General features: G+C 71.3%; 27 protein-coding genes. 17 read left to right on the top strand and 10 right to left on the bottom strand.

The window, feature by feature from the left end; genetic code table 11:
- The 8 genes from map to rplQ form a co-directional block, all read left to right on the top strand.
- On the top strand, positions 1–607 hold a 607-nt coding region (map, locus tag VFH10_RS05535; protein WP_325126761.1), incomplete at its 5' end, for a type I methionyl aminopeptidase.
- Positions 608–876: 269 nt separating this feature from the next.
- Positions 877–1098 carry a translation initiation factor IF-1 gene (gene infA / locus VFH10_RS05530; protein WP_011757309.1) on the top strand — a complete coding sequence of 74 codons (222 nt, stop codon included), beginning with the start codon at positions 877–879 and terminating at the stop codon, positions 1096–1098.
- Between the two features lie 86 nt (positions 1099–1184).
- On the top strand, positions 1185–1298 hold the full coding sequence (gene rpmJ / locus VFH10_RS05525) for a 50S ribosomal protein L36 (RefSeq protein ID WP_008361054.1): 114 nt from the start codon (positions 1185–1187) through the stop codon (positions 1296–1298).
- 258 nt (positions 1299–1556) lie between these two features.
- Positions 1557–1931, top strand: coding sequence for a 30S ribosomal protein S13 (gene rpsM / locus VFH10_RS05520; RefSeq protein ID WP_221024412.1), 375 nt, complete (start codon positions 1557–1559; stop codon positions 1929–1931).
- 91 nt (positions 1932–2022) lie between these two features.
- The gene (gene rpsK / locus VFH10_RS05515; RefSeq protein ID WP_129985013.1) at positions 2023–2430 is read left to right on the top strand and encodes a 30S ribosomal protein S11; all 408 of its coding nucleotides are present in this window, start codon (positions 2023–2025) and stop codon (positions 2428–2430) included.
- A 31-nt stretch (positions 2431–2461) separates the two neighbouring features.
- Entirely contained in the window at positions 2462–3070 is a 609-nt protein-coding gene (gene rpsD, locus VFH10_RS05510) for a 30S ribosomal protein S4 (protein ID WP_325126746.1), read from the top strand.
- Between the two features lie 113 nt (positions 3071–3183).
- A complete protein-coding gene (locus tag VFH10_RS05505; RefSeq protein ID WP_325126744.1) occupies positions 3184–4197 on the top strand; it encodes a DNA-directed RNA polymerase subunit alpha in 1014 nt (337 codons plus the stop codon).
- Between the two features lie 103 nt (positions 4198–4300).
- On the top strand, positions 4301–4864 hold the full coding sequence (gene rplQ, locus VFH10_RS05500) for a 50S ribosomal protein L17 (protein WP_325126743.1): 564 nt from the start codon (positions 4301–4303) through the stop codon (positions 4862–4864).
- A 208-nt stretch (positions 4865–5072) separates the two neighbouring features.
- On the opposite strand, the gene VFH10_RS05495 is transcribed toward rplQ, so the two are convergent.
- Positions 5073–5438, bottom strand: coding sequence for a GntR family transcriptional regulator (locus VFH10_RS05495; RefSeq protein WP_325126742.1), 366 nt, complete (start codon positions 5436–5438; stop codon positions 5073–5075).
- A gap of 34 nt (positions 5439–5472) precedes the next feature.
- Here VFH10_RS05495 and truA point away from each other — a divergent pair, with 34 nt between their 5' ends.
- Both truA and VFH10_RS05485 read left to right on the top strand, forming a co-directional pair.
- Positions 5473–6303, top strand: a complete 831-nt coding sequence (truA, locus tag VFH10_RS05490) for a tRNA pseudouridine(38-40) synthase TruA (RefSeq protein ID WP_325126740.1) — start codon at positions 5473–5475, stop codon at positions 6301–6303.
- Positions 6300–6911: a class I SAM-dependent methyltransferase gene (locus VFH10_RS05485; RefSeq protein WP_325126739.1), complete on the top strand. Its 612-nt coding sequence runs from the start codon at positions 6300–6302 to the stop codon at positions 6909–6911. Before truA ends, VFH10_RS05485 begins: the two co-directional genes overlap by 4 nt.
- Positions 6912–6915: 4 nt before the next feature.
- Here the strand turns inward: VFH10_RS05485 and VFH10_RS05480 are convergent, their stop codons facing one another.
- Positions 6916–7632 (bottom strand): class E sortase, encoded by a 717-nt coding sequence (locus VFH10_RS05480; RefSeq protein ID WP_325126737.1) that lies wholly within the window; start codon positions 7630–7632, stop codon positions 6916–6918.
- Positions 7633–7668: 36 nt separating this feature from the next.
- Here VFH10_RS05480 and VFH10_RS05475 point away from each other — a divergent pair, with 36 nt between their 5' ends.
- The gene (locus VFH10_RS05475) at positions 7669–8496 is read left to right on the top strand and encodes a hypothetical protein (RefSeq protein WP_325126735.1); all 828 of its coding nucleotides are present in this window, start codon (positions 7669–7671) and stop codon (positions 8494–8496) included.
- A 45-nt stretch (positions 8497–8541) separates the two neighbouring features.
- Positions 8542–9576 carry an L-glyceraldehyde 3-phosphate reductase gene (gene mgrA, locus VFH10_RS05470; protein WP_325126734.1) on the top strand — a complete coding sequence of 345 codons (1035 nt, stop codon included), beginning with the start codon at positions 8542–8544 and terminating at the stop codon, positions 9574–9576.
- Positions 9577–9615: 39 nt separating this feature from the next.
- Here the strand turns inward: mgrA and VFH10_RS05465 are convergent, their stop codons facing one another.
- Positions 9616–10203: an MOSC domain-containing protein gene (locus tag VFH10_RS05465; protein ID WP_325126732.1), complete on the bottom strand. Its 588-nt coding sequence runs from the start codon at positions 10201–10203 to the stop codon at positions 9616–9618.
- Positions 10204–10237: 34 nt separating this feature from the next.
- Between VFH10_RS05465 and ppdK the strand changes: the two genes are divergently transcribed.
- Entirely contained in the window at positions 10238–12925 is a 2688-nt protein-coding gene (gene ppdK, locus VFH10_RS05460) for a pyruvate, phosphate dikinase (RefSeq protein WP_325126730.1), read from the top strand.
- Between the two features lie 84 nt (positions 12926–13009).
- On the opposite strand, the gene VFH10_RS05455 is transcribed toward ppdK, so the two are convergent.
- A complete protein-coding gene (locus tag VFH10_RS05455; protein WP_325126728.1) occupies positions 13010–14272 on the bottom strand; it encodes an Nramp family divalent metal transporter in 1263 nt (420 codons plus the stop codon).
- Between the two features lie 142 nt (positions 14273–14414).
- Between VFH10_RS05455 and VFH10_RS05450 the strand changes: the two genes are divergently transcribed.
- Positions 14415–16106 carry an ABC-F family ATP-binding cassette domain-containing protein gene (locus VFH10_RS05450; RefSeq protein ID WP_325126726.1) on the top strand — a complete coding sequence of 564 codons (1692 nt, stop codon included), beginning with the start codon at positions 14415–14417 and terminating at the stop codon, positions 16104–16106.
- A gap of 3 nt (positions 16107–16109) precedes the next feature.
- On the opposite strand, the gene VFH10_RS05445 is transcribed toward VFH10_RS05450, so the two are convergent.
- Complete coding sequence (locus VFH10_RS05445) at positions 16110–16616, bottom strand: MarR family winged helix-turn-helix transcriptional regulator (RefSeq protein WP_325126724.1); 507 nt, start codon at positions 16614–16616, stop codon at positions 16110–16112.
- Positions 16617–16680: 64 nt separating this feature from the next.
- On the opposite strand from VFH10_RS05445, the gene VFH10_RS05440 reads away from it, so the two are divergent.
- Entirely contained in the window at positions 16681–17925 is a 1245-nt protein-coding gene (locus VFH10_RS05440; protein WP_325126722.1) for an MFS transporter, read from the top strand.
- Between the two features lie 7 nt (positions 17926–17932).
- On the opposite strand, the gene VFH10_RS05435 is transcribed toward VFH10_RS05440, so the two are convergent.
- The 4 genes from VFH10_RS05435 to VFH10_RS05420 form a co-directional block, all read right to left on the bottom strand.
- Entirely contained in the window at positions 17933–18256 is a 324-nt protein-coding gene (locus VFH10_RS05435) for a hypothetical protein (RefSeq protein ID WP_325126720.1), read from the bottom strand.
- Between the two features lie 44 nt (positions 18257–18300).
- Complete coding sequence (locus tag VFH10_RS05430) at positions 18301–20982, bottom strand: multicopper oxidase domain-containing protein (RefSeq protein ID WP_325126718.1); 2682 nt, start codon at positions 20980–20982, stop codon at positions 18301–18303.
- The gene (locus VFH10_RS05425; protein WP_325126717.1) at positions 20979–22094 is read right to left on the bottom strand and encodes a hypothetical protein; all 1116 of its coding nucleotides are present in this window, start codon (positions 22092–22094) and stop codon (positions 20979–20981) included. Before VFH10_RS05425 ends, VFH10_RS05430 begins: the two co-directional genes overlap by 4 nt.
- A gap of 185 nt (positions 22095–22279) precedes the next feature.
- The gene (locus tag VFH10_RS05420; RefSeq protein ID WP_325126715.1) at positions 22280–23719 is read right to left on the bottom strand and encodes a PLP-dependent aminotransferase family protein; all 1440 of its coding nucleotides are present in this window, start codon (positions 23717–23719) and stop codon (positions 22280–22282) included.
- Between the two features lie 61 nt (positions 23720–23780).
- Between VFH10_RS05420 and VFH10_RS05415 the strand changes: the two genes are divergently transcribed.
- A complete protein-coding gene (locus VFH10_RS05415; RefSeq protein ID WP_325126714.1) occupies positions 23781–24518 on the top strand; it encodes a hypothetical protein in 738 nt (245 codons plus the stop codon).
- 36 nt (positions 24519–24554) lie between these two features.
- Here VFH10_RS05415 and VFH10_RS05410 read toward each other — a convergent pair whose 3' ends face one another.
- On the bottom strand, positions 24555–25892 hold the full coding sequence (locus VFH10_RS05410; RefSeq protein WP_325126712.1) for a citrate synthase: 1338 nt from the start codon (positions 25890–25892) through the stop codon (positions 24555–24557).
- 387 nt (positions 25893–26279) lie between these two features.
- On the opposite strand from VFH10_RS05410, the gene rplM reads away from it, so the two are divergent.
- The gene (rplM, locus tag VFH10_RS05405; RefSeq protein WP_325126710.1) at positions 26280–26723 is read left to right on the top strand and encodes a 50S ribosomal protein L13; all 444 of its coding nucleotides are present in this window, start codon (positions 26280–26282) and stop codon (positions 26721–26723) included.
- Positions 26724–26741 lie beyond the last annotated feature (18 nt).

Below are 26741 nucleotides of genomic sequence, written 5' to 3'. Positions count from 1 at the left end.
GAGCATCTGCGCCTCGGTCAACGACGAGGTGGTGCACGGCATCCCCGGTGACCGGGTGATCGCCGAGGGCGACATCGTGTCCATCGACTGCGGCGCGATCGTCGACGGCTGGCACGGCGACGCCGCCATCACCGTCGCGGTCGGCCCTGTCGGCGACGACGCGCTCGACCTGATCCGGGTCACCGAGGAGGCGATGTGGCGGGGGTTCGCCGCCGCGTCGCTCGGCGGCCGGGTCACCGACATCTCGCACGCTGTCGAGTCCTACGTCCGCAGCCAGGGCGACTACGGCATCGTCGAGGACTACGTGGGCCACGGCATCGGCTCGGCCATGCACCAGCCGCCGAACGTGCCGAACTTCGGCCGGCCGGGCAAGGGCCCCAAGCTGGTCGAGGGCCTCGCGCTCGCGGTCGAGCCGATGGTGGTGCTCGGCGACCAGGCCACCTACCTGCTGGGCGACGACTGGACGGTCAAGACCGACGACGGCTCGCTCGCCGCGCACTTCGAGCACTCGTTCACGCTGACCCCGCAGGGCGCGTGGATCCTCACCGCCCTCGACGGGGGAGAGGCGAAGCTCGCCGAGCTCGGCGTCCCGTTCGGCGGCCGCTGAGCCACGGCGCCGCGGCGGCGACCGGACGGACCCCGCCGATTACCGTTCCAGGGCCTTCTTGGCCTAGACTTGTACGTCGGCCCAACGTGGGCCTGTTTCGTGGTGCCCTGCGGCTGCCCAGCACGTCTTGCGCCTGCTCGTGAGAGCGGGAGTGTCGTGTCCGGGATGGGGTGTCCGGGCGGGTCCGACGAGGTCCACCCGCCGCTCCCAGGAGCGGCCGGGAGGTTCGCGGGCCACGGTAGACCAGTCATCAACAGATTGCGGAGGACATGCCGAAGAAAGAAGGCGTGATCGAGATCGAGGGCACGGTTGTCGAAGCTCTCCCGAACGCTATGTTCCGGGTCGAGCTGAGCAACGGGCACAAGGTCCTCGCCCACATCAGCGGCAAGATGCGTCAGCACTACATCCGTATCCTCCCCGAGGACCGAGTCGTCGTCGAGCTCTCGCCGTACGACCTCACCCGGGGACGGATCGTCTACCGGTACAAGTAACACCCCGAGAGATCGGGCTGCCAGCCGTCCACATGACCTGCCCCGCCCTGCGGGTGTCCGGTCATTCACATGGAAGAGCTTCGAACATGAAGGTCAACCCGAGCGTCAAGAAGATCTGTGACAAGTGCAAGGTGATCCGTCGCCACGGCCGCGTCATGGTGATCTGCGAGAACCCTCGCCACAAGCAGCGCCAGGGCTGAGCCCCGGCGCCGTCCGAGGCTCACCCCTCCGGGCGCACCAGCACCGCTGGTGACCACAACTGAACACAGCAGGGCCCGGATCCCACGGGCCCACCAATCGTGACCGCTCGCCACCCCGCCGTCGTACGACGTGCAGGAGGGCGTGACCCCCGGACTGGAGGCCGGGGCCTGAGGTCGGTACAGCCGAGGCGGGCTGTACGGGACGCAGGACGCGGCACGAACAGACACCTCCAACGAACCGAAGGGACACCGCCTTACATGGCACGCCTCGTTGGTGTGGACCTCCCGCGCGACAAGCGCATCGAGGTCGCACTCACCTACATCTACGGCATCGGCCGTACCCGCGCCCAGCAGCTCCTGGCCTCCACGGGGGTCAGCCCGGACCTGCGCGTCCACCAGCTGGGTGACGAGGAGCTGGTCAAGCTCCGTGACGAGATCGAAGCCAACTTCAAGATCGAGGGTGACCTCCGTCGCGAGGTCCAGGCCGACATCCGTCGCAAGATCGAGATCGGCAGCTACCAGGGCCGCAGGCACCGTCAGGGCCTGCCCGTCCGCGGTCAGCGCACCAAGACCAACGCGCGCACCCGCAAGGGTCCCAAGCGCACCGTCGCCGGCAAGAAGAAGGCCAAGTGATCGCAGCCTGACCGGACCGACAGGTCCCGAAGGGCGCGACCACCGAGTCGACTCGACCATCTAGCTTCCAGCAATCTCAGGAGTACTGCACATGCCTCCCAAGAGCCGTCAGGCTTCCGGCGCCAAGAAGGTGCGCCGCAAGGAGAAGAAGAACGTCGCTCAGGGCGAAGCCCACATCAAGAGCACGTTCAACAACACCATCGTCACGATCACCGACCCGACCGGTGCGGTGATCTCGTGGGCCTCTGCCGGCACCGTCGGCTTCAAGGGCTCGCGCAAGTCCACCCCGTTCGCCGCGCAGATGGCCGCCGAGGCCGCCGGTCGCCGGGCGATGGAGCACGGCATGAAGAAGATCGACGTCTTCGTGAAGGGCCCGGGTTCGGGCCGCGAGACGGCGATCCGTTCGCTGGGTGCGATCGGCCTCGAGGTCGGCACCATCCAGGACGTCACGCCCACGCCCCACAACGGATGCCGCCCGCCCAAGCGCCGCCGCGTCTGACCCCGACTGCGTAGAACAGGAGACTTGAGAAATGGCCCGTTACACCGGCCCCATGACCAAGAAGTCGCGCCGTCTCGGTGTCGACCTCGTCGGTGGTGACGCCGCTTACGAGCGCCGTCCGTACCCGCCCGGCCAGCACGGCCGCGCCCGCGTCAAGGAGAGCGAGTACCGCTCGCAGCTCCAGGAGAAGCAGAAGGCCCGCTTCACCTACGGCGTGCTCGAGAAGCAGTTCCACCGCTACTACGCGGAGGCCAGCCGTCGTCCCGGCAAGACCGGTGACAACCTGCTGCAGCTGCTCGAGTGCCGCCTCGACAACGTGGTCTACCGCGCCGGCTTCGCCCGCACGCGCCGCCACGCCCGTCAGCTCGTCGTACACGGTCACTTCCTGGTCAACGGCAAGAAGGTCGACATCCCGTCCTTCCAGGTGACCCAGCACGACGTGATCGACGTTCGCGAGAAGTCCCTCGAGATGACCCCGTTCATCGTCGCTCGTGAGACCCACGGCGAGCGGATCGTCCCGGCCTGGATGGAGGCACTGCCGAACCGGATGCGGATCCTGATCCACCAGCTCCCGGTCCGTCAGCAGATCGACATCCCGGTCCAGGAGCAGCTCATCGTCGAGTTCTACTCGAAGAAGTAACACCGTGACGGGGAGGTCCCACGCTTCGGGTCGCCTCCCCGCCACACCACCCTTCCTTTTCACTGCGTTCGAGTCCGTCAAATAGCGGGTGGGCTCGGAAAGGAAATCTAGAAGTGCTTATCGCTCAGCGCCCGACCCTGTCGGAAGAGGTCGTCGACGAGTTCCGCTCGCGGTTCGTGATCGAACCGCTGGAGCCCGGCTTCGGCTACACGCTCGGCAACTCCCTGCGTCGCACCCTCCTGTCGTCCATCCCCGGCGCCTCCGTCACCAGCATCAAGGTCGACAGTGTGCTCCACGAGTTCTCCACCATCGAGGGGGTCAAGGAGGACGTCACCGAGGTCATCTTGAACCTCAAGGACCTGGTCGTCTCCTCCGAGCACGACGAGCCCGTGACCATGTACCTGCGCAAGCAGGGCCCCGGTGACGTCACCGCCGCCGACATCGCGCCCCCGGCCGGTGTCGAGGTGCACAACCCCGACGTCAAGATCGCCACCCTGAACGACAAGGGCAAGCTCGAGATGGAGCTCGTCGTCGAGCGCGGCCGCGGCTACGTCTCGTCGGTGCAGAACAAGGGCGGCGACAACGAGATCGGCCGGATGCCGGTCGACTCCATCTACAGCCCGGTCCTCAAGGTCACCTACAAGGTCGAGGCCACCCGTGTCGAGCAGCGCACGGACTTCGACAAGCTGGTGATCGACGTCGAGACCAAGCCGTCGATCCGTCCCCGCGACGCGATCGCCTCGGCGGGCAAGACCCTCGTCGAGCTCTTCGGGCTGGCCCGCGAGCTGAACGTCGAGGCCGAGGGCATCGACATCGGCCCGTCGCCGGTGGACGAGCAGCTCGCCGCGGACCTGGCCCTGCCGGTGGAGGAGCTCAACCTCACCGTCCGCTCCTACAACTGCCTCAAGCGCGAGGGCATCCACACCGTGGGTGAGCTCATCAGCCGCTCCGAGCAGGACCTGCTCGACATCCGCAACTTCGGCGCCAAGTCCATCGACGAGGTGAAGGCCAAGCTGGTCGAGATGGGTCTGTCGCTGAAGGACTCGGCTCCGGGCTTCGACCCGCAGGCGGCCCTGGCGGCGTACGACGACGACGACGACAGCTTCGTCGAGGACGAGCAGTACTGACATCCGTGGCCGGGCCCGCCGCGACTGATCCCGCGTCGGGCCCGACCGTGGGAAACATCTATCCGGGTACCTGGTACGGCCCGGGAGAAATGAGAAGCAGACGATGCCTACCCCCAAGAAGGGCGCCCGCCTCGGCGGCAGCCCGGCCCACCAGCGGCTGATCCTCTCGAACCTGGCCACGGCGCTGTTTGAGCACGGTCGGATCACCACCACCGAGGCCAAGGCCCGGGTGCTGCGCCCGGTCGCCGAGAAGCTGATCACCAAGGCCAAGAAGGGCGACCTGCACAACCGTCGCCAGGTCCTGTCCACGATCAAGGACAAGGGCGTCGTGCACTCGCTGTTCGAGGACATCGCGCCGCGCTACGCGGAGCGCCCCGGCGGCTACACCCGGATCACCAAGATCGGTCCGCGCAAGGGCGACAACGCGCCCATGGCCGTCATCGAGCTGGTGACCGAGGACTACACGCCGAAGGCGAAGTCCACTCCGGCCGCCAAGCAGACCCCCGCCGCCACGCCGGTCGAGGAGACCGAGGCCCCCGCGGCCGAGGCGACCGAGTCCGAGGCGCCCGAGTCCGACGCGACCGAGTCCGAGGCGCCCGAGTCGGCTGACGACACCGCAGCAGACGAGGCTCCCGCCGAGGAGAACGAGGACACCAAGTCCGAGTGACCTGACGCCCTCCGGGGCAGACCGCGAGGCCCGCCATCCCACCGGGATGGCGGGCCTTCGACATCCCGGCGGCGCCGGGTCGTGTCGCGCCGGTGCGCCGGTGGCCGATTACCACGGTCCCGTGGTAATTGCCCGCCTCCCCATGACAATTCGCCCCGGGAAGCGGACGTTCACCACGGTCCCGTGGTAATTGGCCGGCGTCCCAGCGCTAGTCGCGACCGGACCAGGCGGCCTCCACGAGCCGCTGCGTCTCCGCCAGGGTCAGTCCCCGCCGGCGAGCAGCATGCGCGAGCGCCGAGACGGCCGATCCCACGTCCGGCGGCGGACGGTCCAGCGCGGCGGACCGGACGAAGGTGCCGCGGCGGCCCTCGGTCACCACGACACCGTCGGCCTCGAGCTCCTTGTAGGCGCGGGCGACGGTGTTGGCGGCCAGACCGAGATGGGCCGCGAGCTGCCGCACCGGGGGGAGGCGGGTGCCCGCGGGGAGGCTGCCGTCGGTGGCCTGCCTGGCCACCTGGGTGCGCAGCTGCTCGTACGGCGGCACCGTGGAGGCGGGGTCGATGCGGAGGTCCACGCGGCGATCGTAGGGCGTTTGGAAGGATGAGCCCGTGCGGCTCCGACTCGACCTGGCCTACGACGGCACCGACTTCCACGGCTGGGCCGCGCAGCCGTCCCTGCGGACCGTGCAGGGGGAGCTCGAGAAGGCGCTCGCGACGGTGCTGCGGATCGACACCGTCCCGGTCACCTGTGCCGGACGCACCGACACGGGCGTCCATGCCCGCGGTCAGGTCGTCCACCTCGACCTGCACCCCGACGTGCTCGCCGGGGCCGCGGGTCGCAGCGACGCACCGGCCCCGGACGCGCTCGTGCGCCGGCTCAACGGGGTGCTCCCGGCCGACGTACGCGTGCACCGCGCGGCGCAGGCGCCCGACGCCTTCGACGCGCGGTTCTCGGCGTTGTGGCGGCGCTACGCCTACCGGATCGCCGATGCGCCCGAGCTGGTCGACCCGCTGGTGCGCAACGCCGTGCTCGCCTGGCCGCGGCCCCTCGACCTCGACGCGATGAACGACGCTGCGGACCTGCTCGTCGGCGAGCACGACTTCGCGGCGTTCTGCCGCAGAAGGGAAGGTGCGACCACGATCCGCACGTTGCTCGAGCTGCGCTGGGACCGGGACGCCTCCGGCCTGGCCGTGGCGACGGTGCGGGCGGACGCGTTCTGCCACAGCATGGTGCGCGCGCTCGTCGGCTGCCTGGTCGCGGTCGGTGAGGGACGTCGTACGCCGGAGTGGGCCGGAGAGCTGCTGCGGGCGGCCCAGCGAGACCCCGGCGTGACGGTCATGCACGCGCACGGGCTCACCCTTGAGGAGGTCGCCTACCCGGCCGACGCCGACCTCGCGACGCAGGCCGAGGCCGCCAGAGTGGTCAGGACGCTGCCATGACCGGGAGTGACGACCACTACTTCTCCGCGGACCCGGCGGTCGCGTTCAGGCGGACCCCGGTCCGGGCGGACGTGTGGGGGCAGGAGCTCGAGCTGGTGTCCGGCTCCGGGGTGTTCGCGCAGGGACGGCTCGACGTGGGGACGGCGGTCCTGTTCCGCGAGACCGAGCCGCCGGTCGACGGCGGGACATTCCTGGACCTCGGCTGCGGGTACGGCGTGATCGGGCTCGCCCTCGCCCGGGCCCTCCCGAGCGCCCGGGTGTGGGGCGTCGACGTGAACGAGCGAGCGGTGCTGCTCGCCGAGGAGAACGCCGCGGCGCTCGGCGTCGGCGGTCGGTACACCGCCAGCACGCCATCGGGCGTGCCTGGCGACGTACGGTTCGACGAGATCTGGTCGAACCCGCCGATCCGGGTCGGCAAGGCCGCACTGCACGAGCTGCTGCTCACCTGGCTGCCGCGGCTGCGGCCGGGTGGTCGGGCGGTGATGGTGGTGGGCAAGAACCTCGGTGCCGACTCGTTGCAGCGCTGGCTGGCCTCGCAGGACTATCCGACTCGGAGGCTGGCCAGCGCGAAGGGGTTCCGGGTGCTGGAGACCCGCCGGGCGACCTGATCGGTCAGGCGGCCGGGCGTCGCTCCACCAGCACGCCGATCTTGTCGATCCGGTGCTCGGGGTTGCCGAAGCGGTCGAACCAGAAGTTGCCGGCCGCATGGTCCTCGGGGGTCGCGCAGGTCGACAGCGTGATCATCGCCTTCGTCGCCCGCGCGCCCGGCCGGCCCGGGACGGGCGCCACCTGGCGGGCCTTGGACGCCGCGGACCGGAAGGACGTCTCCCGGGTGCCGGTGATCTCGTACACCAGAACGCTCATGCCGGAGCGGACCAGCACGCGGTCCCCGGCCTGGAGGAACGGGAGCTCCGCGAACGGTGCGGTGTGCGATGTGCGGTGCCCGGTGACGATGAAGTTGCCGACCACGCCCGGTCCGACGCCGCCGCCCGGTCCGCGCGGGGACGCCATCGGACCGGAGTTCTGGATGACCGTGCCGGGACCGTCGTCGGGCGTCCCCCGGTAGCGCACCACCGGGAACGACCGGATCCCGAGCGCGGGGATCGTCAGGAACGAGCGCCGCGGCTCGCGCACTCGGGGCGCGGCGGGCACGGTCGTTCGCGGGTCGGGGGCGGCGGACTCCGGCTGGGTGGTGGGGGAGCGCGACGCGGGTGTGGTCGTCGCCCGGCCGGCGGCTTCGGTCCCGGCCTCCGGGCGCTGGGCAGGCTCCGGCGAGCAGGCGGCGAGGAGCAGCGCCACGACGGCGCCGACCGGTCCGGTGCTGCCCACCGGTCAAGCGTAGGCACGGCCCGGCAGGATGGGGTCATGCATCCTCGAGAGCGCAGGTCGAGCGCCGGCTCCCTCTGGCCACCCCCCGAGGTGCGGCAGGTCTGCGACACCTACCTCTCGATGGTCGACGAGGCCGCCCCGGGGCTGGTCGAGGGGCTCTACCTGCACGGGTCGCTCGGCTTCGGCGAGTGGTACGCCGGACGCAGCGACGTCGACTTCGTGGCGGTGACGTCCCACCGGCCCGACTCGGCCACCGTGCGGCTGCTGCGTGACGTGCACGACCGGGTCGCGGAGACGTTCCCACGCCCGGCGTACGACGGCTTCTACTGCACGTGGACGGACCTCGCTCGCCCGACCGCCTCCTGTCCCGACGTCCCGTGCACGCTGGGCGGGACCTTCGAGACGCAGGGTCGGCTCGACGTGAACCCGGTGACCTGGCACGAGCTGGCCTGGCACGGCGAGACGGTCAGGGGAGCACGACTGGACGACGTGGAGATCTGGACCGACCTGCGAGTGCTGCGGGAGTACTCGCACGGCAACCTCTCGTCGTACTGGCAGAAGCAGGCGGACGCGATCGCGCAGTTCCCCGCGGAGGCGTCGAAGCCGGAGATCGTGACGTGGTTCGTGCTCGGCGTCACCCGGCTGCACCACCTGCTCGCCACCGACCGGCTCACCTCGAAGGACGGCGCCGGCCGGCACGTCGTGGACGCGTTCGGCGAGGAGTGGCGGATCCTGGCCGCGGAGGCGCTGTCCTACCGCGCGACCGGCGAGCGGATCGGGGTGCTGCCCGACGAGGAGCTGGCCGCGCAGCTGGTCGCCTTCGCGCAGCTCTCGGTGCGGGAGAGCCTGGCGCTGCGGCCCTGACCCGCGGGGTCCCGTGCACCGTCCGCACACGGCAGGATGGGTCTCATGACGACCTACGAGGCTGCGGCCGACCGCTACGACTCGATGGAGTACCGGTTCACCGGACACAGCGGGCTCAAGCTGCCCGCGATCTCGCTCGGCCTGTGGCAGAACTTCGGTGATGACCGGCCCGAGGAGACACAGCGGGCGGTGATCCGTCGGGCGTTCGACCGCGGCGTGACCCACTTCGACCTCGCGAACAACTACGGTCCGCCGTACGGCCAGGCGGAGATCAACTTCGGGAAGTACCTCGCCGAGGACCTCGCGCCGTACCGCGACGAGCTCGTCATCTCCACGAAGGCCGGATGGGACATGTGGCCGGGACCCTACGGCCAGGGCGGCGGCTCCCGGAAGTACGTCCTCGCCTCGCTGGACCAGTCGCTGAAGCGGATGGGCCTCGACTACGTCGACATCTTCTACAGCCACCGCTTCGACCCCGAGACGCCGGTCGCCGAGACGATGATGGCGCTCGACCACGCGGTGCGGACCGGCAAGGCGCTGTACGCCGGCATCTCGTCGTACAGCCCGTCGAAGACCCGCGAGGCCGCGTCGATCGCCCGCGATCTCGGGACGCCGCTGCTGATCCATCAGCCGTCGTACTCCATGCTCAACCGCTGGATCGAGAAGGGGCTGCTCGACGAGTGCGAGGAGCAGGGGATGGGCGTGATCGTGTTCACCGCGCTCGCGCAGGGCCTGCTGACCGACCGCTACCTCGACGGCGTCCCGGCCGACTCGCGGGCGGCGCGCACCGACAGCACGCTGCCCGAGGACCACCTCGACGACGCCACGCTGCGGCACGTCCGCCGGCTGAACGAGATCGCGCAGGAACGCGGCCAGAAGCTGGCGCAGCTCGCCCTGCAGTGGGCGCTGCGCGACCGCCGCGTCACCTCCACCGTGATCGGCGCCTCGTCGGTGCAGCAGCTCGACACCAACCTCGACGCCCTGAACGGCCCCCCGCTGACCGACGAGGAGCTCGCCGCCATCGACCAGAACGCCGTCGACTGCGGGATCAACCTGTGGGCGGGCGTCACCGAGGACTGACCCACCACCGATATCGGTAGTCCCACCGTGGTCCCACCGTCACGGGAGGGATACCGATATCGGGGGTTCGCCGCGGGACAGCACCCGCACCGGGTCGCCCGGACGGACCGTGCCGGGCGTGACGACCCGTCCGTTCATGCCGCGCAGCCGCAGGGCTCGGCCCTCGTCGGTGTTGACGAACCGGGTGGCCTCCTCGCCGTAGCGTTCGACGAACTTCGCGCAACCGGTGTGCGGGTACTTCGTCACCTCCACCACCGCCGACTCGCCGACCGCCAGGCGCGAGCCGGGCGGCAGGTTCGTGACGGAGAGGTCCAGGTCGACGTAGAGCTGGTCACCGGCCCAGGCGCGGTCCTCGTCGGTGTCCGCCAGCAGGGACACCATCCGGTGCCCCATCACGGTGATCGATCGGGCGACGTACGACGCGGTCATCTTCCCCCTGCGCCGGCCCCGCGCGGCCCAGTCGTCGCCCACCAGGCCGTGGTCGGGGTGCAGCTCGCCCGCGGTCACCACCTCGCGCTTCCGCGGGCCCGGACGGCGTACGACGAGGGCCAGCACGCCGACGTCTCGCGGCGCCGACCGCAGGTGGTCCAGATGCGGCTCGAGCGCCGAAAGGGGCCGGTGGTCCATGGACAGGATTCTGTCGTATCGACATAGTCGGGGAATGACGTACGTCTACGACTTCACCGAGGGCAGCAAGGACCAGAAGGACCTGCTAGGGGGCAAGGGCGCGAACCTGGCCGAGATGACGAACCTCGGCCTGCCCGTGCCACCCGGGTTCACGATCAGCACCGAGGCCTGCCGGGCCTATCTCGAGACCGGCGGGATGCCGGACGGTCTCGACGACGAGGTGAGCGCCCACTTGGCCCGGCTCGAGGACAAGATGGGCAAGCGGCTCGGGGACGCCGACGACCCGCTGCTGGTCTCCGTGCGGTCCGGCGCGAAGTTCTCGATGCCGGGGATGATGGAGACCGTTCTCAACGTGGGGCTCAACGACCGCAGCGTGCAGGGCCTCGCGGCGAAGGCGGGCGGGGACGAGCGGTTCGCCTACGACTCCTACCGGCGGCTGCTGCAGATGTTCGGCTCCACGGTGCTCGGCATCGAGCCCCACGTCTTCCACGAGGCGCTCGACGGGCTCAAGGAGGAACGGGGGGTCAAGAACGACGTCGACCTGACCGTCGACGACCTGCGCGAGCTGGTCACGACGTACAAGACCGCGATCCGCGAGCACACCGGCCGGGACTTCCCGCAGGAGCCGCGCGAGCAGCTCGACATGGCGACGCGTGCGGTGTTCGACTCGTGGAACACCGACCGGGCGGTGCTCTACCGCCGGCAGGAGCGGATCCCCGCCGACCTGGGCACCGCGGTCAACATCTGCTCGATGGTGTTCGGCAACGGCGGCGAGGACTCCGGCACGGGGGTCGCGTTCACCCGCGACCCGGCGTCGGGCTCGCAGGGCATCTACGGCGACTACCTGCAGAACGCGCAGGGCGAGGACGTGGTCGCCGGCATTCGCAACACGGTGCCGCTGGCCGACCTCGAGCGCATCGACAAGGCCGCCTACGACGAGCTGCTCCGGACCATGCAGACGCTCGAGGAGCACTACAAGGACCTCTGCGACATCGAGTTCACCGTCGAGCACGGCAAGCTCTGGATGCTGCAGACCCGGGTGGGCAAGCGGACCGCGGAGGCGGCGTTCCGGATCGCGTGCCAGCTCGTGGACCAGGACCTCATCGATGCCGACGAGGCGGTACGCCGGGTGACCGGCAGCCAGCTCGCGCAGCTGATGTTCCCGCGCTTCGACACCGAGGCGGAGCGGGTGAAGGTCGCGCAGGGGATGAACGCCTCGCCGGGGGCCGCGGTGGGCAAGGCGGTCTTCGACTCCAACACCGCCGTGGAGTGGAGCGACCGGGGTGAGGGCGTGATCCTGGTGCGTCGCGAGACCAACCCCGACGACCTGCGTGGCATGGTCGCGGCCCGCGGCATCCTCACCAGCCGCGGCGGCAAGACGTCTCACGCGGCGGTCGTCGCGCGCGGCATGGGCCGCACCTGCGTGTGCGGCGCGGACTCACTCGACGTGGACGTGAAGGCGAAGCGCATGACCACCGCGGACGGGTCGGTGATCGCGGAAGGCGACGTGATCTCCATCGACGGCACGACCGGCGAGGTGTTCGCCGGCGAGGTCCCCGTGGTCGACTCGTTCGTGGTGCGGCACTTCGAGGGCGACGAGGCAGCCGAGGGCGACGAGCTGGTCGGCGCCGTGGCGCGGCTCATGGATCACGCGGACGGGCGCCGACGGCTCGGCGTACGCGCCAACGCGGACACGCCCGAGGACGCCGCCCGTGCGCGCCGCTTCGGCGCCGAGGGCATCGGGCTGTGCCGCACGGAGCACATGTTCCTCGGCGACCGGAAGTCTCTCGTGGAGGACCTGATCGTCGCGGAGTCGACCGAGGAGCAGGAGGCCGCGCTGTCGGCGCTGCTGCCGATGCAGCGCGACGACTTCCACGGCATCCTCGAGGCGATGGACGGGCTGCCGGTGACGATCCGGCTGATCGACCCGCCGCTGCACGAGTTCCTCCCCGACTACACCGACCTGTCCGTGCAGGTGGCGCTGGAGGACGAGCGCGGCAACCGCGACAGCAAGCATCACAAGCTGCTCGGGGCGGTCAAGCGGCTGCACGAGGCCAACCCGATGCTCGGTCTGCGTGGCGTGCGGCTGGGCATCGTGATCCCGGGCCTGTTCGCCATGCAGGCGCGCGCGATCCTCGAGGCCGCCTCGGCGCTGATCCGCGAGGGCCGGGACCCGCAGCCGGAGATCATGATCCCGCTGGTCGCCACGGTGCAGGAGCTGGAGCTCGTCAAGGTCGACATCGTCCGGGTGGCGAGCGAGGTCGAGGACGAGACCGGCGTGAAGCTGAAGTTCAAGGTCGGTACCATGATCGAGCTGCCCCGCGCGGTGATGGCCGCCGGCGACATCGCCGAGCACGCCGAGTTCTTCTCCTTCGGCACCAACGACCTGACCCAGATGACCTGGGGCTTCTCGCGCGACGACGTGGAGGCGTCGTTCTTCAGCACCTACCTGGACAAGGGGATCTTCGGGGTCTCGCCGTTCGAGTCGCTCGACGTCGACGGCGTCGGCAAGCTGGTGCGTACGGCGGTGGAGGCCGGCCGCGCGGCGCGGCCGGACCTGCACCTCGGTGTCTGCGGCGAGCACGGGGGCGACCCGGACTCGATCCACTTCTTCGACGAGGTCGGGCTCGACTACGTGTCCTGCTCGCCGTTCCGCGTGCCGGTCGCACGGCTCGAGGCCGGGCGTTCGGCGGCAGCCGGGGCGGTCTCCGACTCCGCCTGACCCGCGCGAGGGCGGCGGGCAGCGCCGAGGGGTCAACTGTGCAGCGCCACGCCGGCCACGAGGCTGAAGAACTGACTCCTCGCGCTAGATGCCGGTGATTGCCTCGTAGACCTGGTTCACGGCGAGCGCGAGGAAGGCAGCGGCGCAGAGGAACAGGGCGATGTTGGAGTGCAGCTTGTTGCGCCACTCCTCGGGCGTGCGGTCGGTGTTGAGCAGCCACAGCAGCGTGATCGCGAGGAACGGCATGAACAGGGCGCCGAGCACGCCGTACGCCAGGATCAGGAAGACCGGCTCGCCCATGAAGATCAGTGCGATCGGCGGCAGCGTGAGCCAGAGGATGTAGGCCTTGTAGTACTTCCCGCCGGCGCGCGAGTCGGGGTGGTCGGCGTCGTGGCCGCGCACGTGTCCGACGAAGTCGGCGAACATCAGGCTGACGCCGTTCCAGACGCCGACCAGCGACGACATCGCGGCCGCCCAGAAGCCCACCAGGAAGACCGTGCCGGCGGCGGACCCGTAGCGGTCCTCGAGCACGTTCGACAGGTCGAGCATGCCCTCGTCGCCGGTCGCCACCGCGATCTGCGCCGAGTAGAGCAGCTCGGCCCCGACGATCAGGGTGGCCACGACGAACAGGCCGGTGACGGCGTACGCCACCGAGTTGTCGATGCGCATCACGCGCATGAACCGCGGCGTGTCCCAGCCCTTCTCCCGCAGCCAGTAGCCGTACGCCGCCAGCGTGATCGTGCCGCCGACGCCGCCGGCGAGGCTGAGCGTGTAGAGGAGGCCGCCCTCGGGGACGACCGGGACCAGGCCGGCCGCGACGTCCGCCAGGTTCGGCAGCGTCAGCAGCGCCGCCCCGACCATCGAGACGAACATCAGCAGCACCATCAGGCTCAGGACCTTCTCGAAGAGCCCGTAGCGTCCGCTCCACACCAGCGCGAGGCCGACCAGGCCGGAGATGATCCCCCACGCCTTCACGCCGAGGAACGGCATCAGCGCGTAGAGCGCGAGGCCGGTGCCCGCCATCGCGGCGGCGCCGTACACGAAGCCCCAGATCACGATGTAGGGCCCGAAGTACCAGGTCGTCCAGATGCCGAGGCTCGACCAGCCCTCGAAGATCGTCCGGCCGGTGGCCAGGCTGTAGCGCCCTGCGCCCTCCACCAGCACGATCTTCATGAGACAGCCGACGATCGCGCACCAGAGCAGCGCGTAGCCGTACTCGCTGCCGGCCACGAGCGTGGCGACGAGGTCGGCGGCCCCGACGCCGGTCGCCGCGACCACCAGGCCGGGTCCGATCAGGCGCCACTTCGGCGCGGTGGCCTGGGTCGACGCTTGGGTCTGGCTGGACATCACTGACCTCCCTGGGTCCCGAGAAACCGAGCGCCCGGGACGATACCCACCCTCGCGGGCCGTGAAGCCTGCCCGGGGCGGTGCCGTGGGACGGGCGGTAATCCGGGTGCGACGAGCGGTCGGCGTCAGGGACACTGGGCGCGTGGGACACGTCGACGTCGCTGGGGTGCGCTACGAGCTGCCGGACGGGCGGGTGCTGCTCGACGACGTGTCGTTCCGGGTGGGCGAGGGCGCCAAGGTGGCGCTCGTCGGCGCCAACGGCGCGGGCAAGACCACGCTGCTGCGCATCATCACCGGAGACCTGGACCCGCACGCCGGCGCGATCACCCGGTCCGGCGGGCTCGGCGTGATGCGGCAGATGGTGGCCCAGGGGGTCGCCGGTCGGGACTCGGCGACCGTCGCGGACCTGCTGCTGTCGGTGTCGCCGCCCCGCGTGCGGCAGGCCGCGGAAGCCGTCGAGACCTGCGAGCTGGCGCTGATGGAGACTGACGACGAGAAGACCCAGCTGCGGTACGCCGCCGCGCTGGCGGAGTGGGCCGATGCCGGCGGCTACGACGTGGAGGTCGTGTGGGACGTCTGCACGACGGCCGCGCTCGGCCTACCGTTCGAGCGCGCCAAGTACCGCGAGCTCACCACGCTGTCGGGGGGCGAGCAGAAGCGCCTGGTGCTCGAGTTCCTGCTCCGCGGGCCGGACGAGGTGCTGCTGCTCGACGAGCCGGACAACTTCCTCGACGTGCCCGGCAAGGTCTGGCTCGAGGAGCGCATCAACGAGTCCCAGAAGACGATCCTCTACATCAGCCACGACCGGGAGCTGCTCGACAACACCGCCACCCGGGTGGTGACCGTCGAGCTCGGAGCCGCCGGCAACACCGCGTGGACGCACCCGGGCGGGTTCGCGTCGTACCACGAGGCCCGGCGGGCGCGGTTCGACCGGTTCGAGGAGCTCCGCCGGCGCTGGGACGAGCAGCACGCCAAACTGCGCGCCCAGATGCTGATGTACAAGCAGAAGGCCGCCTACAACTCCGACATGGCCTCGCGCTACCAGGCCGCGCAGACCCGGCTGCGCAAGTTCGAGGAGGCCGGGCCGCCGACGGCGCAGCCCCGCGAGCAGCAGGTGAAGATGCGACTCAGGGGCGGCCGCACCGGCAAGCGCGCCGTCGTCTGCGAGCGGCTCGAGCTGACCGGGCTGATGAAGCCGTTCGACCTCGAGGTCTGGTACGGCGAGCGGGTGGCCGTGCTCGGCTCCAACGGCTCGGGCAAGTCACACTTCCTCCGGCTGCTGGCCGGCGGGGGGAGCGACCCCGACGTGGAGCACCGGCCGGTCGGCGACGTGGCCGTCAAGCCGGTCGACCACACCGGCAGGGCCCGGCTCGGCGCGAGGGTGCGTCCCGGCTGGTTCGTGCAGACCCACGAGCACCCGGAACTGGTCGGCCGCACCCTGCTGGAGATCCTGCACCGTGGCGACGAGCACCGCGACGGCATGCCGCGCGAGCCCGCGTCCCGGGCCCTGGACCGCTACGAGCTCGCGCATGCCGCCGAGCAGCGCTTCGAGTCGCTGTCCGGCGGGCAGCAGGCGCGCTTCCAGATCCTGCTGCTGGAGCTCAGCGGAGCCACGTTGCTGCTGCTCGACGAGCCGACCGACAACCTCGACGTCGAGTCGGCCGAGGCGCTCGAGGACGGCCTGGAGGCGTTCGAGGGCACGGTGCTCGCGGTGACGCACGACCGCTGGTTCGCGCGAGGGTTCGACCGGTTCCTGGTGTACGGCGCCGACGGGTCGGTCTACGAGTCCGACGGCCCGGTCTGGGACGAGGGCCGGGTGCAGCGGGCCCGCTGAGGGCTACTCCTCGCTCTCCGCCTGCAGCACCATCTTCCTCAGCAGCCGGTTGAGCGTGCCGAGCTCCTTGCGGGTGAGGGCACCGGCGAGCCGCTCCTCGGCGTCCCCCCGCCGACCCATCGCCGCGCGCCACACGTCGGCGCCGAGCCGGGTGACCTCGATGTCGACGGTGCGCCGGTCGGTCGTGCCCGGGATCCGCTTGAGGTAGCCCCGCTTCTCCAGCCCGGTGAGCCGCCCGCTCATGCCGGCGGGGGAGACGCCGAGGTCCTGGGCCAGCTCGGTCGGAGAGGCGCGGCCGGGGGTGTCCCGGATCATCAGCCGGTGCAGGGTCACGTACTCGAAGTCCTGCAGCCCGGTGTCGGCCACCGCGCGCTTCGTCGTGCGGTCGAGGTACCGGTTGAGGCGCTGGACCCGGAAGATGGCGGCCTCCACCTCGTCGTCGAACGGGATGTCGATCCAGTGGTCGCGCCACCGCTCCACGTGCAGGTCGGCGCTGTCCTTGACGGCCATGCCGAGAGCATATCCGCGCATTGTTCGTTGACGAATAGTTCGTCAGCGAAGTATCTTCGGCGCCATGACCACGTCCGAGACCCTCCCCGGGACCGCCCCGGAGGAGACCATCGGCTCTCCGCTCGCGCACCCGGCGTTCCGCTGGCTGCTGGCCGGCTCCTCGGTCAGCTTCCTCGGCAACGCGATCGCACCGGTCGCGCTCGCCTTCGCGGTGATCGACCTCGGCGGCTCGGCCACCGACCTGGGCCTCGTCGTCGGCGTCTACGCGCTCGCTGACGTGCTCGCGGTGCTGTTCGGCGGGGTCCTCGGCGACCGGTTGTCGCGCACCGTGATGATGCAGGGCGCCGCGATCGCCGCCGCCGGCACCCAGGCGGTCGCCGCGGCCTCGCTGATCGGGGGGTGGGGCAGCATCGGACTGTTGGCGGGGCTCGGCGCCGTCAACGGGGCACTCGGCGCACTGGGCGGCCCCAGCTCCCGGGCGATCACCCAGCAGACCGTGCCCGCCGCCCTGCTCCCCTCGGCGGTGGCCTGGCGGAGACTCAGCCAGAACGTCGCGCAGATCGTCGGCTTCGGCTCGGCCGGCCTCCTGGTGGCCTACCTCGGCTCGGGCTGGTGCCTGGCCATCGACGCCGCCGGGTTCGCCGTCGCCGCGCTCTGCTACGCCTTCGTCCGGGTGCCGCGGGTGGTCGCGCCGAGCGGGGCGGTGTCCATGCTCGGCGACGTCCGAGCCGGAGCGCTCGAGGTGTTCCGGCACACCTGGCTGTGGATGCTGATCCTGCAGGCGCTGCTCTACCACCTGTTCTACGGCGGCGCCCAGGGCGTGCTGGGACCGATCGTCGTCGGCGACGCGATCAGCCGGCCGGCGTGGGGCTGGGCGCTCGGGGCGATGATGACCGGCTTCGCGGTCGGCGGGCTGATCTCGCTGCGCTGGCGACCGCGCCGGCTGCTGTACGCCGGCTGCTGGTTCCTCGCCCTGACCGCCTGCTTCCCGGCCGCGATGGGGCTCTCCGACAGCCTCGTGGTGCTTCTCGTCGGTGCGTTCCTGCACGGGCTCGGTCTGGAGATCTTCAGCGTGGCCTGGGACCTCGCCATCCAGCAGAACGTGGCCCCCGACATGCTCGCCCGGGTCTTCGCCTTCGACATGCTCGGCTCGTTCATCGCCCGCCCGGTCGGGCTGGCCCTGACCGGCCCGGTGGCCGAGCTGGTCGGCTACCGGACCTGGCTCGTGGTGGTGTCCGCGGTCATCCTGGGGAGCTGCGTGGTGGCGCTGCTGGTGCCCGACGTACGACGCCTCGAGCGGGGGTCCTGAGCACTTCTCAGGCGCGAGCCCGCGATGCGCCCTCGACCGGGGCGGGTGAGGCCTGCTCCGCCGTCGTGTCCGACGGGACCCGCTGCGAGGGGACCCTGGGGGTCGGCGCGGACTCCACCGGGACGGACCGGGTAGGGCTCGTGGGAGCGGTGCTGGGCTGGGCGGCGGGCTGCGACGGCGGCGGTGCCTGCTCCGCGGACTGACGCGCGCGCTGCCGAGCGGCGACGATGCGCGCCACCCGCCGGCGCCGCCTGCGGAGCGCCTGGTGGCGCTGCGGCGAGACCTGCATCTGGACCCAGGTGGCCAGGGGGTGTGGCGTGATCGGTGTCATGCCCACGAGGAGAGCTCGGGTGGTCGCGTGATACCTCCGGGGTGCTACCGCACGTCGAAGATCCCGTGGGCACCGCGTTCGGCGTCGAGCATCACGTGCGACACGAACGGGTACCGGCCCGCCTCGGGGAAGGCGAGCTCGACGAACCCGCCCTGCGCGGGGGCGAGGGAGAGGCTCTGCGCCCCGCCCGGCCCGTGCCGGAGGAGGTAGGCACCCTCGGCGTACGTCGTGTCGAACTGGGCGCCGACGACATGGAACGACGTGCCCCGGTTCGGTCCCGCGTCGAGGAGCCAGATCCGCACCCGTTCGCCGACCCGCGCCCGCAGCGGACGGTGGTCGTACTGGTTCGCGTAGCCGTTGAACACGACGGCGTCCGGTGTCTCGGACCGCAGCTTACCCATGTCGACCGGCCCACCCGGCTCGCCCAGGTAGAGCTCGGACTGCGTCAGGACATAGCTTCGGTCGACGTCGGGAAGGCCCGGCGGTTCGATCACCACGGCCCCGAAGAGGCCGCTCGCGATGTGACCCGACATCGGCATCGTGGAGCAGTGGTACATCCAGATCCCCGCCATGGTCGCCGTGAACCGGTAGACCAGCGACTCACCCGGCGGGACGGTGCGCATCGGTCGCTCGGGCGCCAAGGCGCCGGCGTGGAAGTCGATCGAATGCCCGACGGTGCCGTCGTTGACGAGCGTGATCACGAAGGTGTCGCCGACCTCGCCGTGCAGGACGGGGCCGGGCGCGGTCCCGGCGTAGGTCCAGAGCCGGGCCGACACCCCGGGGGCGACTTCGCGCTCGAGCTCGGTGACGGTGAGGGTGCGCCGGTGCACACGTCGGTCCTCGAGGGCTGGGAGCGCCGCGTCGTGAGCGGTGAACGAGGTGCCCGGCGCCGCCATGAAGTCGAGTCCGATGGCCGCGGAGGACCCCCCGTGCTCGTCGGGCCGGGTGGGTGGTCCAGGGTCGGTCCGCCTCTGCTGTGGGCCGTGTGCGTGCCCCGCGTGGTCGCCCACCGGCTCCTCGGCCGACCGTGCCCCGGTCCTCGACTGCGCTGCCGCCCCGGTGGCCTCGACCCGCAGCACCATCCCCATCTGCCGGTGGCCCAGCACCGAGCACCACCCGTCGAGGTCGCGTCCGACCACCCCGACGTCGAGCACGGCGCTCTCTCCCGGCGACAGCCGGCCGGTGTCGTCGCCGGTGTCGAGCACGAGGTCGTGCACGTCCGTGTCGTCGGCGTTGCGGAGCTCTATCACGAGCCGGTCACCGGCGGGGACCGCGATCCGGGCAGGCACGAACCGCATGTCGGCTGCCTCGACCCGCACCGTGGTCGTCCGGCCCGTCGCCTCGATGCCGGCCGACGCCGCCACGCCGACACGTCCCCCGGCGAGCGCCGCCGGGTCGAGGGCCACGCCCACCGCCACCGCGAGCGCCACCGTCGCCAGCCCGGTCACGGCCAGGCCCGAGACCTGTCCCTGCGGGCGGCCCGGGGGCGGGCCCGTGCGCGGCGTGGCCCCGACGCCCGGCCCGACCCGTGCGCGACGCGACGCCCGGATGGCCACCACCAGCAGCGGCAGGAAGCTCGCCAGCCCGCCGAGGACCAGCACCGACACGACGACCCGGACGGTGGCGGGCACCGGGAGTGCGCACACCAGCAGCCCCGCGTTCACGGTGACCACGCGCAGGGCCCCGCCACGGTCGAGCGCCGCGTTGGCGGCGCGCACCGGGCTCGGCCCTCCGCCGAGGGCCATCGGCACGAGGTAGGACAGCGCCCCGAGAAGGACCTGGGCGCCGAACCCCGCGGCGAGGTACGGGGTGACCCACGTGAAGCGGTCCGCGGCCTCGGCCCACGAGGCCGCCATGCCCATCGAGACGGCGAGGGCGAGCACGCAGCCCGCCAACCATCCCATCGCGGCGAGGACGGACCACGTCGGGAAACTCGACGGCGGCTTGAGCCGCGCCGTGGCCAGGAACGAGCCGGCGACGAGGGCGAGACCGACGAGGTACCCGGCCAGCCCGGCGGCTGCCACCGGCCGGGTGCCGGCGGCGGCGCCGACCGCGGCCACCGAGACGGCGACGACGAGCACGGGGAGCGCCCTCCGGGCGGACCGCTCCGCACCGTCGGCCACCCGGGTGCGCAGCATGGTGGGCCACAGGGTGACCAAGGTCCCCACCACCGTGAGCCCCATCCAACCCAGCACGTTGACCACCGCGTGTGCCAGGATCAGCCGCGCGTGCAGCGGGTCGTCGAGGCCGCGCGCCAGCAGGGTGCCGAGCAGCGCACCCACGGGCAGGCAGCAGCACGCCGCGACGTAGAACCGGACCGTGGCGCCGAACCTGGCCGGCAGGGATCGGCGCATCCGACGCACCAGGTCGACGCCGTGCCAGACCACCGCGGAGGCGACCGCCGAGGCGCCGGCCACGGTCACCGGCCACCAGCCCGTCAGCACGCCGGCGACGACGACCAGCACGCCCGCGTTGAGGAACAGCAGGCGTCGCGACTGCAGCCGCCGGTCACTGGGCAGCTCCGGGCAGTGCAGCAGCGCGTCCGCGAAGTAGCGGCTCCACACCAGGACCGCGTGCGTGACCGCCCCGAGCAGCAGCAGGTGGATCGTCAGCCAGCGCGGTGCGGGGACGAACGGATGCAGGACGGCCGTCGTCACCGCGGCCAGCAGCCAGAACACGACCGGCAGGTCGCGCAGCGGCCAGAAGCCCCGCGTCGCCCTGGTCACCGGACCGCCCCGCGTCGAGCCCCGGCGAGCACGGTCGACCACAGCGCCAGGGCGACGAACAACAGGAGGGCGGCGATGTTGGCCAGCCCGCCCAGCTGCCAGGCGAACTCGATGCCCAGACCGTCGCCGACCCAGAGGCGCAGCAGCAGGGATCCGTGCAGCAGCGCGACCGGGGCCCAGAAGGCTGGCGAGTGGTGGAGGGGCCGGCGCAGGACGGCGGGCAGGATCACCGACGCGTGGGCGAGGATCATGGACAGCGTGAAGCCGAGGAAGACGGCGTGCACCGCGGCGTCGTACCGCACGCCCGCATAGGCCGGGCCGCCGACCATCCAGACGGCGCCGGCGACGCCCAGCCACAGGTAGCCGGCCAGCATGCAGGCCGCCATGAACCGTGGCTGCCCGCTCGCGCGGATGGTCCGGCGCGCCACGTCGTGGGCCGACAGCCAGCCCACCAGCACGAGGACCACCAGGCCCAGGAGCGGCACGCCGGCTGCCGGCCAGAGCAGCGTCGCCACCGTCGCGGAGACCAACGCGGCCGAGAGCCAGGTCAGGATCGTCCCGGCCCGCGGCCCCATCGCGATGCGCGCCAGCTCGAGCCGCTCGCCACAGATGGTGAGCACGAGGAACCCGGCCAGCCACGGCAGCAGCACGGGCACGGACACGCCGCCCAGCCAGAGCGCGAGCGACCCCACGGCGAGCACGGAGCCGAGGGCCTGCACGAGCACGGCGTCATCACGCTGCCGCCGCCACAGGGGCACGTAGACACCCGTCAGCGCCACCGCGCCGAGCAGCAGGAGGGCCTGGCCGGCGGCCAGTGGTGCGGGGGAGATCAGCACGAGAGCACCCACCCCCAGCAGGGCGGGGGCCGCGAAGCCCGCCCGCCGTCGCAGGGCCACGGCCCGCTCGAGGGACACCAGCGTGCCGACGAACCCGAAGACGAGCAGCATGCCGTGCGCGTCCGCGAGCCGGTCGACGGACACCGGGGCCGGCAGCCCGAGCAGCAGCAGGGCCGCATCCAGCCCGGCCAGGAGCGCGGCACCGGCGGGCAGCAGGAAGAGCACCCGCCGCCCGGTCGCGGGCGGGGCGGCCGGGCGTCGGACGACGCGGGCCACCCTCGCCTCCGCGCCGCCTCGGGACGGCGGCGGGGCCGGTTCCGGTCTCGCGACCGGGCCGATATTTTTCACGGAATTGAGTGTAATTAAATCTCCGGCGGCCCGCCAACTCGGGGACTCGGGGTGCCACTGCGGTCGGACGGCCTTCGTGCGCGGTCGTGCGGCGCGTTGAGCCGGGCTGTCAGCTAGGCGATGAGGATGCGCAACGGTGTGCCTGCGCCGCGGCCCGGCCGGGAGCGGACCGTGGACCACGCCTCGGCGAGCACGTCGACGGCTACGGCCAGCTCGTCGGCCGGCCGGGTCCACGGGATCCGCACGAAGCGGTCGAGTCCGCCCTCGGGCGCGAAGACGGGTCCGGGCGCCACGACCACCTGGTGCTGCTCCGCCTCGGTCGTGACCGCAGTCGCGAGGGGCTCGGGCAGCCGGCACCAGAGCGCGAGACCGCCACTCGGAGTGCGGAACTGCCAGTCGGGAAGCCGGTCCCGCACGGCGGCGACGAGTGCGTCTCGCTGCGTCCCCAGCCGGGCGCGGTTGGCCGCGAGCACCCGCTCGGAGTCGGCCAGCAACCGGTCCAGGACCAGCTGCTCCAGGACCGGGGCGCCGAGGTCCATGCTCACCCGGGTGTGGGTGAGCCGCTCCATCAGCCCGTCCGGGGCGCGGATCCAGCCGATCCGGAGCCCGCCCCAGAAGCTCTTGCTGGCGCTCCCGATCGTGACGGCGTCGTGGGCATGGGCGGCGAACGGTCGCGGCATCGGCCGGCCGTCGAGCGACAGGGCCTGGTGGGCCTCGTCCACGACCGGGATCGTGTGGGCTCGGCGCAGGGCGGCGGCGTACTGCTCGCGCTGGGGGTCGGTCATCAGGTGGCCGGTGGGGTTCTGGAAGTCCGGGATCAGGTAGGCCAGCCGCGGGGCGGTCTGCCGCAGCAGCGCGGCCGTCGTGTCCAGATCCCAGTCGTCGGGGTCGACGGGCGCCGGCCGCAGCCGCGCGCCTGCCCGGCGCAGCGCGGCGGTGGCGTTGGGGTAGACCGGCGACTCGACGAGCACCCGGTCGCCGGGACCGGTCAGCGCGTGCGCGACGATCGACACCGCCGAGAGCGCCCCGGGCGTCACCATGATCTGTTGGGGGTCGGTCGGCAGTCCGCGGTCGCCGTAGGTCGCAGCGATCGTCTGTTGCAGCCGCGGCAGGCCGGCCGGGAAGTAGCCGTGGCCACCGAGGTACGCCGGCAGCTCGGCCACCGCGTCGGCGTAGGCCCGTGCCACGCCGGGTGGCGCCGAGGGTGCCGCGCAGTTCAGGTCGATCGTGCGACCGGCGGTGTCGGCCCGTGGCAGCAGCGCGCGGTCGTGCGCGCGAGAGCGGCCATCCGGCACCCGGGTGAAGGTCCCCGAGCCGCGCCGGGACTCGGCGTACCCGGACTCGCGCAGCACGGCGTAGGCGCGGGTCACGGTGGTCCGCGAGACGTCCAGCGCGTCGGTGAGCTCGCGCTCGCTGGGAAGCCGGGTGTCCAGCGGGATCCGACCGTCCCCGATGACCAGGACCAGCGCCTCGGCGAGGCCGACGTAGGCGGGGGAGCGCGGGAAGCCCGCGACCAGGGTGGCCACGCGACTGGCACTGATGGAGCCCTTCATGAAGCCACCTTGCCATGATTGGCTATTTATTAGAAGGCCAGTTGCCGCGAAGATGGACGATGTGACGACCACACCGACGGCCCCGACGACCACCACCAATACGCACGCCACCCCGCGACCCGGCCTCACCGATCTCGGCCCCGTTGCCCAGCTGCGCGCCGGCCGGTTGGCTCGTCGGTTGCCGCAGCTCTTCGTGGGACTGGTGCTGTACGGCGTCTCGCTGGCCCTGATGGTCCGCGGTGGGGTGGGTCTGGCGCCGTGGGACGTGCTGCACTCCGGGCTGGTCCGCTACCTGCCGATCACGCTCGGGCAGGCCGTCGTGGTGATGAGCTTCGTGGTGCTGCTGGCCTGGATCCCGCTGCGCGAGACCCCCGGGATCGGCACGGTGGCGAACGCGGTCCTCGTCGGCCTCTCGGCCGACGGGACGCTCGCGCTGCTCGACAGCCCGGACGCGACCATCCTGGGGATCGGCCTCATGGTCGGGGGCGTGCTGCTGTGTGGGTTGGCCACCGCTCTCTACATCGGGGCGCAGCTGGGCCGCGGTCCGCGCGACGGCCTCATGACCGGTCTCGCGCGGCGCACCGGTTGGTCGCTGCGCACCGTCCGCACCGCCATCGAGGTCACCGTGGTCGTCGTGGGCCTGATGCTCGGCGGGGCGATCGGCATCGGCACCCTGCTGTACGCGCTCGCGATCGGCCCGCTCACCCAGCTGTGGCTGCCGGCGTTCACCATCGAGCTCCCGGCGGCAGGCAGAGCGCGCGCAGGAAGCCGCCGCCAGGCGGGCGTCGAGTCGCCGTGACTCACCGGCCTCGCCACGGCGGGGCGGACCCCCCGGCTAGCGCTTCCAGCGCTCCTCTGCCGGCACGAAGTCGAGACCGCGGTCGCCGGTGTAGATCTGCTTGGGCCGCGCGATCTTCTGCTCCTTGTCCTGCACGAGCTCCAGCCACTGCGCGAGCCAGCCGGGCGTGCGGCCGATCGCGAACAGCACCGTGAACATCTCCGGCGGGAACTGGAACGCCTCGTAGATCAGGCCACTGTAGAAGTCGACGTTGGGGTAGAGCTTGCGCTTGACGAAGTACTCGTCCTCGAGCGCGATCTTCTCCAGCTCGAGCGCGATGTCGAGCAGCGGGTTGGTGCCGGTGACCTCGAAGACGTCCTCGGCAGCCTTCTTGATGATCCGGGCCCGCGGGTCGTAGTTCTTGTAGACACGGTGCCCGAACCCCATGAGGCGCTCGTTGCCGTCCTTCACCCCGTTGATGAAGTCGGGGATGTTGTCCTTGCTGCCGATCCGGCGCAGCATCCGCAGCACCGCCTCGTTGGCGCCGCCGTGCAGCGGCCCGTAGAGCGCGGCCACACCGGCGGCCACCGCGGAGTAGGGGTCCACCTGGCTCGAGCCCACCGACCGGACCGCGTTGGTCGAGCAGTTCTGCTCGTGGTCGGCGTGCAGGATGAAGAGCACGTCGAGGGCGCGCACGAGGCGCTGGTCGGCCTCGAACTTCTTCTCGCTCATCTTGAACAGCATGGCGAGGAAGTTCTCGGTGTAGCCGAGCTCGTTGTCGGGGTAGACGTAGGGCTTGCCCTGCGCGTTGCGGAACGCCCAGGCGCCGAGCGTCGGCATCTTGGCGATCATCCGCACGATCTGCATGTGCCGGTTGTCCGCGTCGGAAATGTTGCGCGACTCGGGGTAGAAGGTGGAGAGCGCGCCGACGGAGGCCATCAGCATCCCCATCGGGTGGGCGTCGTAGCGGAAGCCCTCCATGAAGCCCTTCACGTTCTCGTGCACGAACGTGTGGTAGGTGATCTCGTGCTCCCAGGCGTCGTACTGCTCCTTGGAGGGCAGGTCGCCGTGGATGAGCAGGTAGGCGACCTCGAGGAAGTTGGACTTCTCGGCGAGCTGCTCGATGGGGTAGCCGCGGTACTCGAGGATGCCCTTGTCACCGTCGATGTAGGTAACCGCCGAACGGCACGAGGCGGTGTTGACGAAGCCAGGGTCGTAGACGGCGAGGCCGGGGTTCTCCTCGTCGGTGCGGATCTGCCCGATGTCCGCGGCCTTGATGGTGCCGTCGATGATCGGTACGTCGTACTCCACGCCGGTCCGGTTGTCGCGGACGGTCAGGCTCTGGTTCGCCTGCGTGCCTTCGACGCTGGACGCGGTGGCCGTGCTGTCGGTCACGAGGTCTCCTCGCAGTGTGGACCCGACGCGTGGGCCTCCGGAGGGGCGCGGTGCCGGGCTGTCTCGGTGTCGGTCGCCTTCGATGAGCAGTGAACTTCCTTGCTAACTTATGCCCGGCGCGCCCCTATCGTGAAACGTGGGGTCCACGCACCGGCCACGAGTCGGCCCTGGGCGGGCTGCACGTGGGCTGTTCCGGTGCCGGCCGGGTGCCCGTCCTGCCGGGGTGGCCCCGTTTTGACCTGCGCCGCGGCACGCCGGTATTCTTGACGGTCGCGGCTGCTCCCGTGCGATCCCTGGTGTTCCGACCGGGGTCGCGGCACGTGTGGCGCCGGGTCCGCATGAGCGGACCACCACCGACAAACCGATCTCGATCGATAGGCAATGACCGTGCGTACGTACAGCCCGAAGCCCGCTGACATCCAGCGCGAGTGGCACGTCATCGACGCCACCGACGTGGTGCTCGGACGCCTCGCCGTCCAGACCGCGACGCTGCTTCGCGGCAAGCACAAGCCGACGTTCGCGCCGCACGTCGACGGCGGCGACTTCGTCATCGTCGTCAACGCCGACAAGGTGGCCCTGTCCGGGGACAAGCTCGTCACGAAGATGGCCTACCGGCACTCGGGCTACCCGGGCGGTCTGTCCGCGACGCCGTTCGGCGAGCTCCTCGAGAAGGACCCGCGCCGGGCGATCGAGAAGGCGGTCTGGGGCATGCTCCCGAAGAACCGTCTCGGCCGTCAGCTGCTGAAGAAGCTGAAGGTCTACGCGGGCCCCAACCACCCGCACCAGGCCCAGAAGGCCAAGCCGTTCGAGATCACCCAGATCTCCCAGTAGTCGACGCACCACCCAACG

The organism is Nocardioides sp. (assembly GCF_035697785.1).
In the GTDB taxonomy this organism is placed as follows: domain Bacteria; phylum Actinomycetota; class Actinomycetes; order Propionibacteriales; family Nocardioidaceae; genus Nocardioides_B.
Note: the sequence above shows the minus strand (reverse complement) of the source record. Positions and strands in the feature narration are given on the sequence as shown.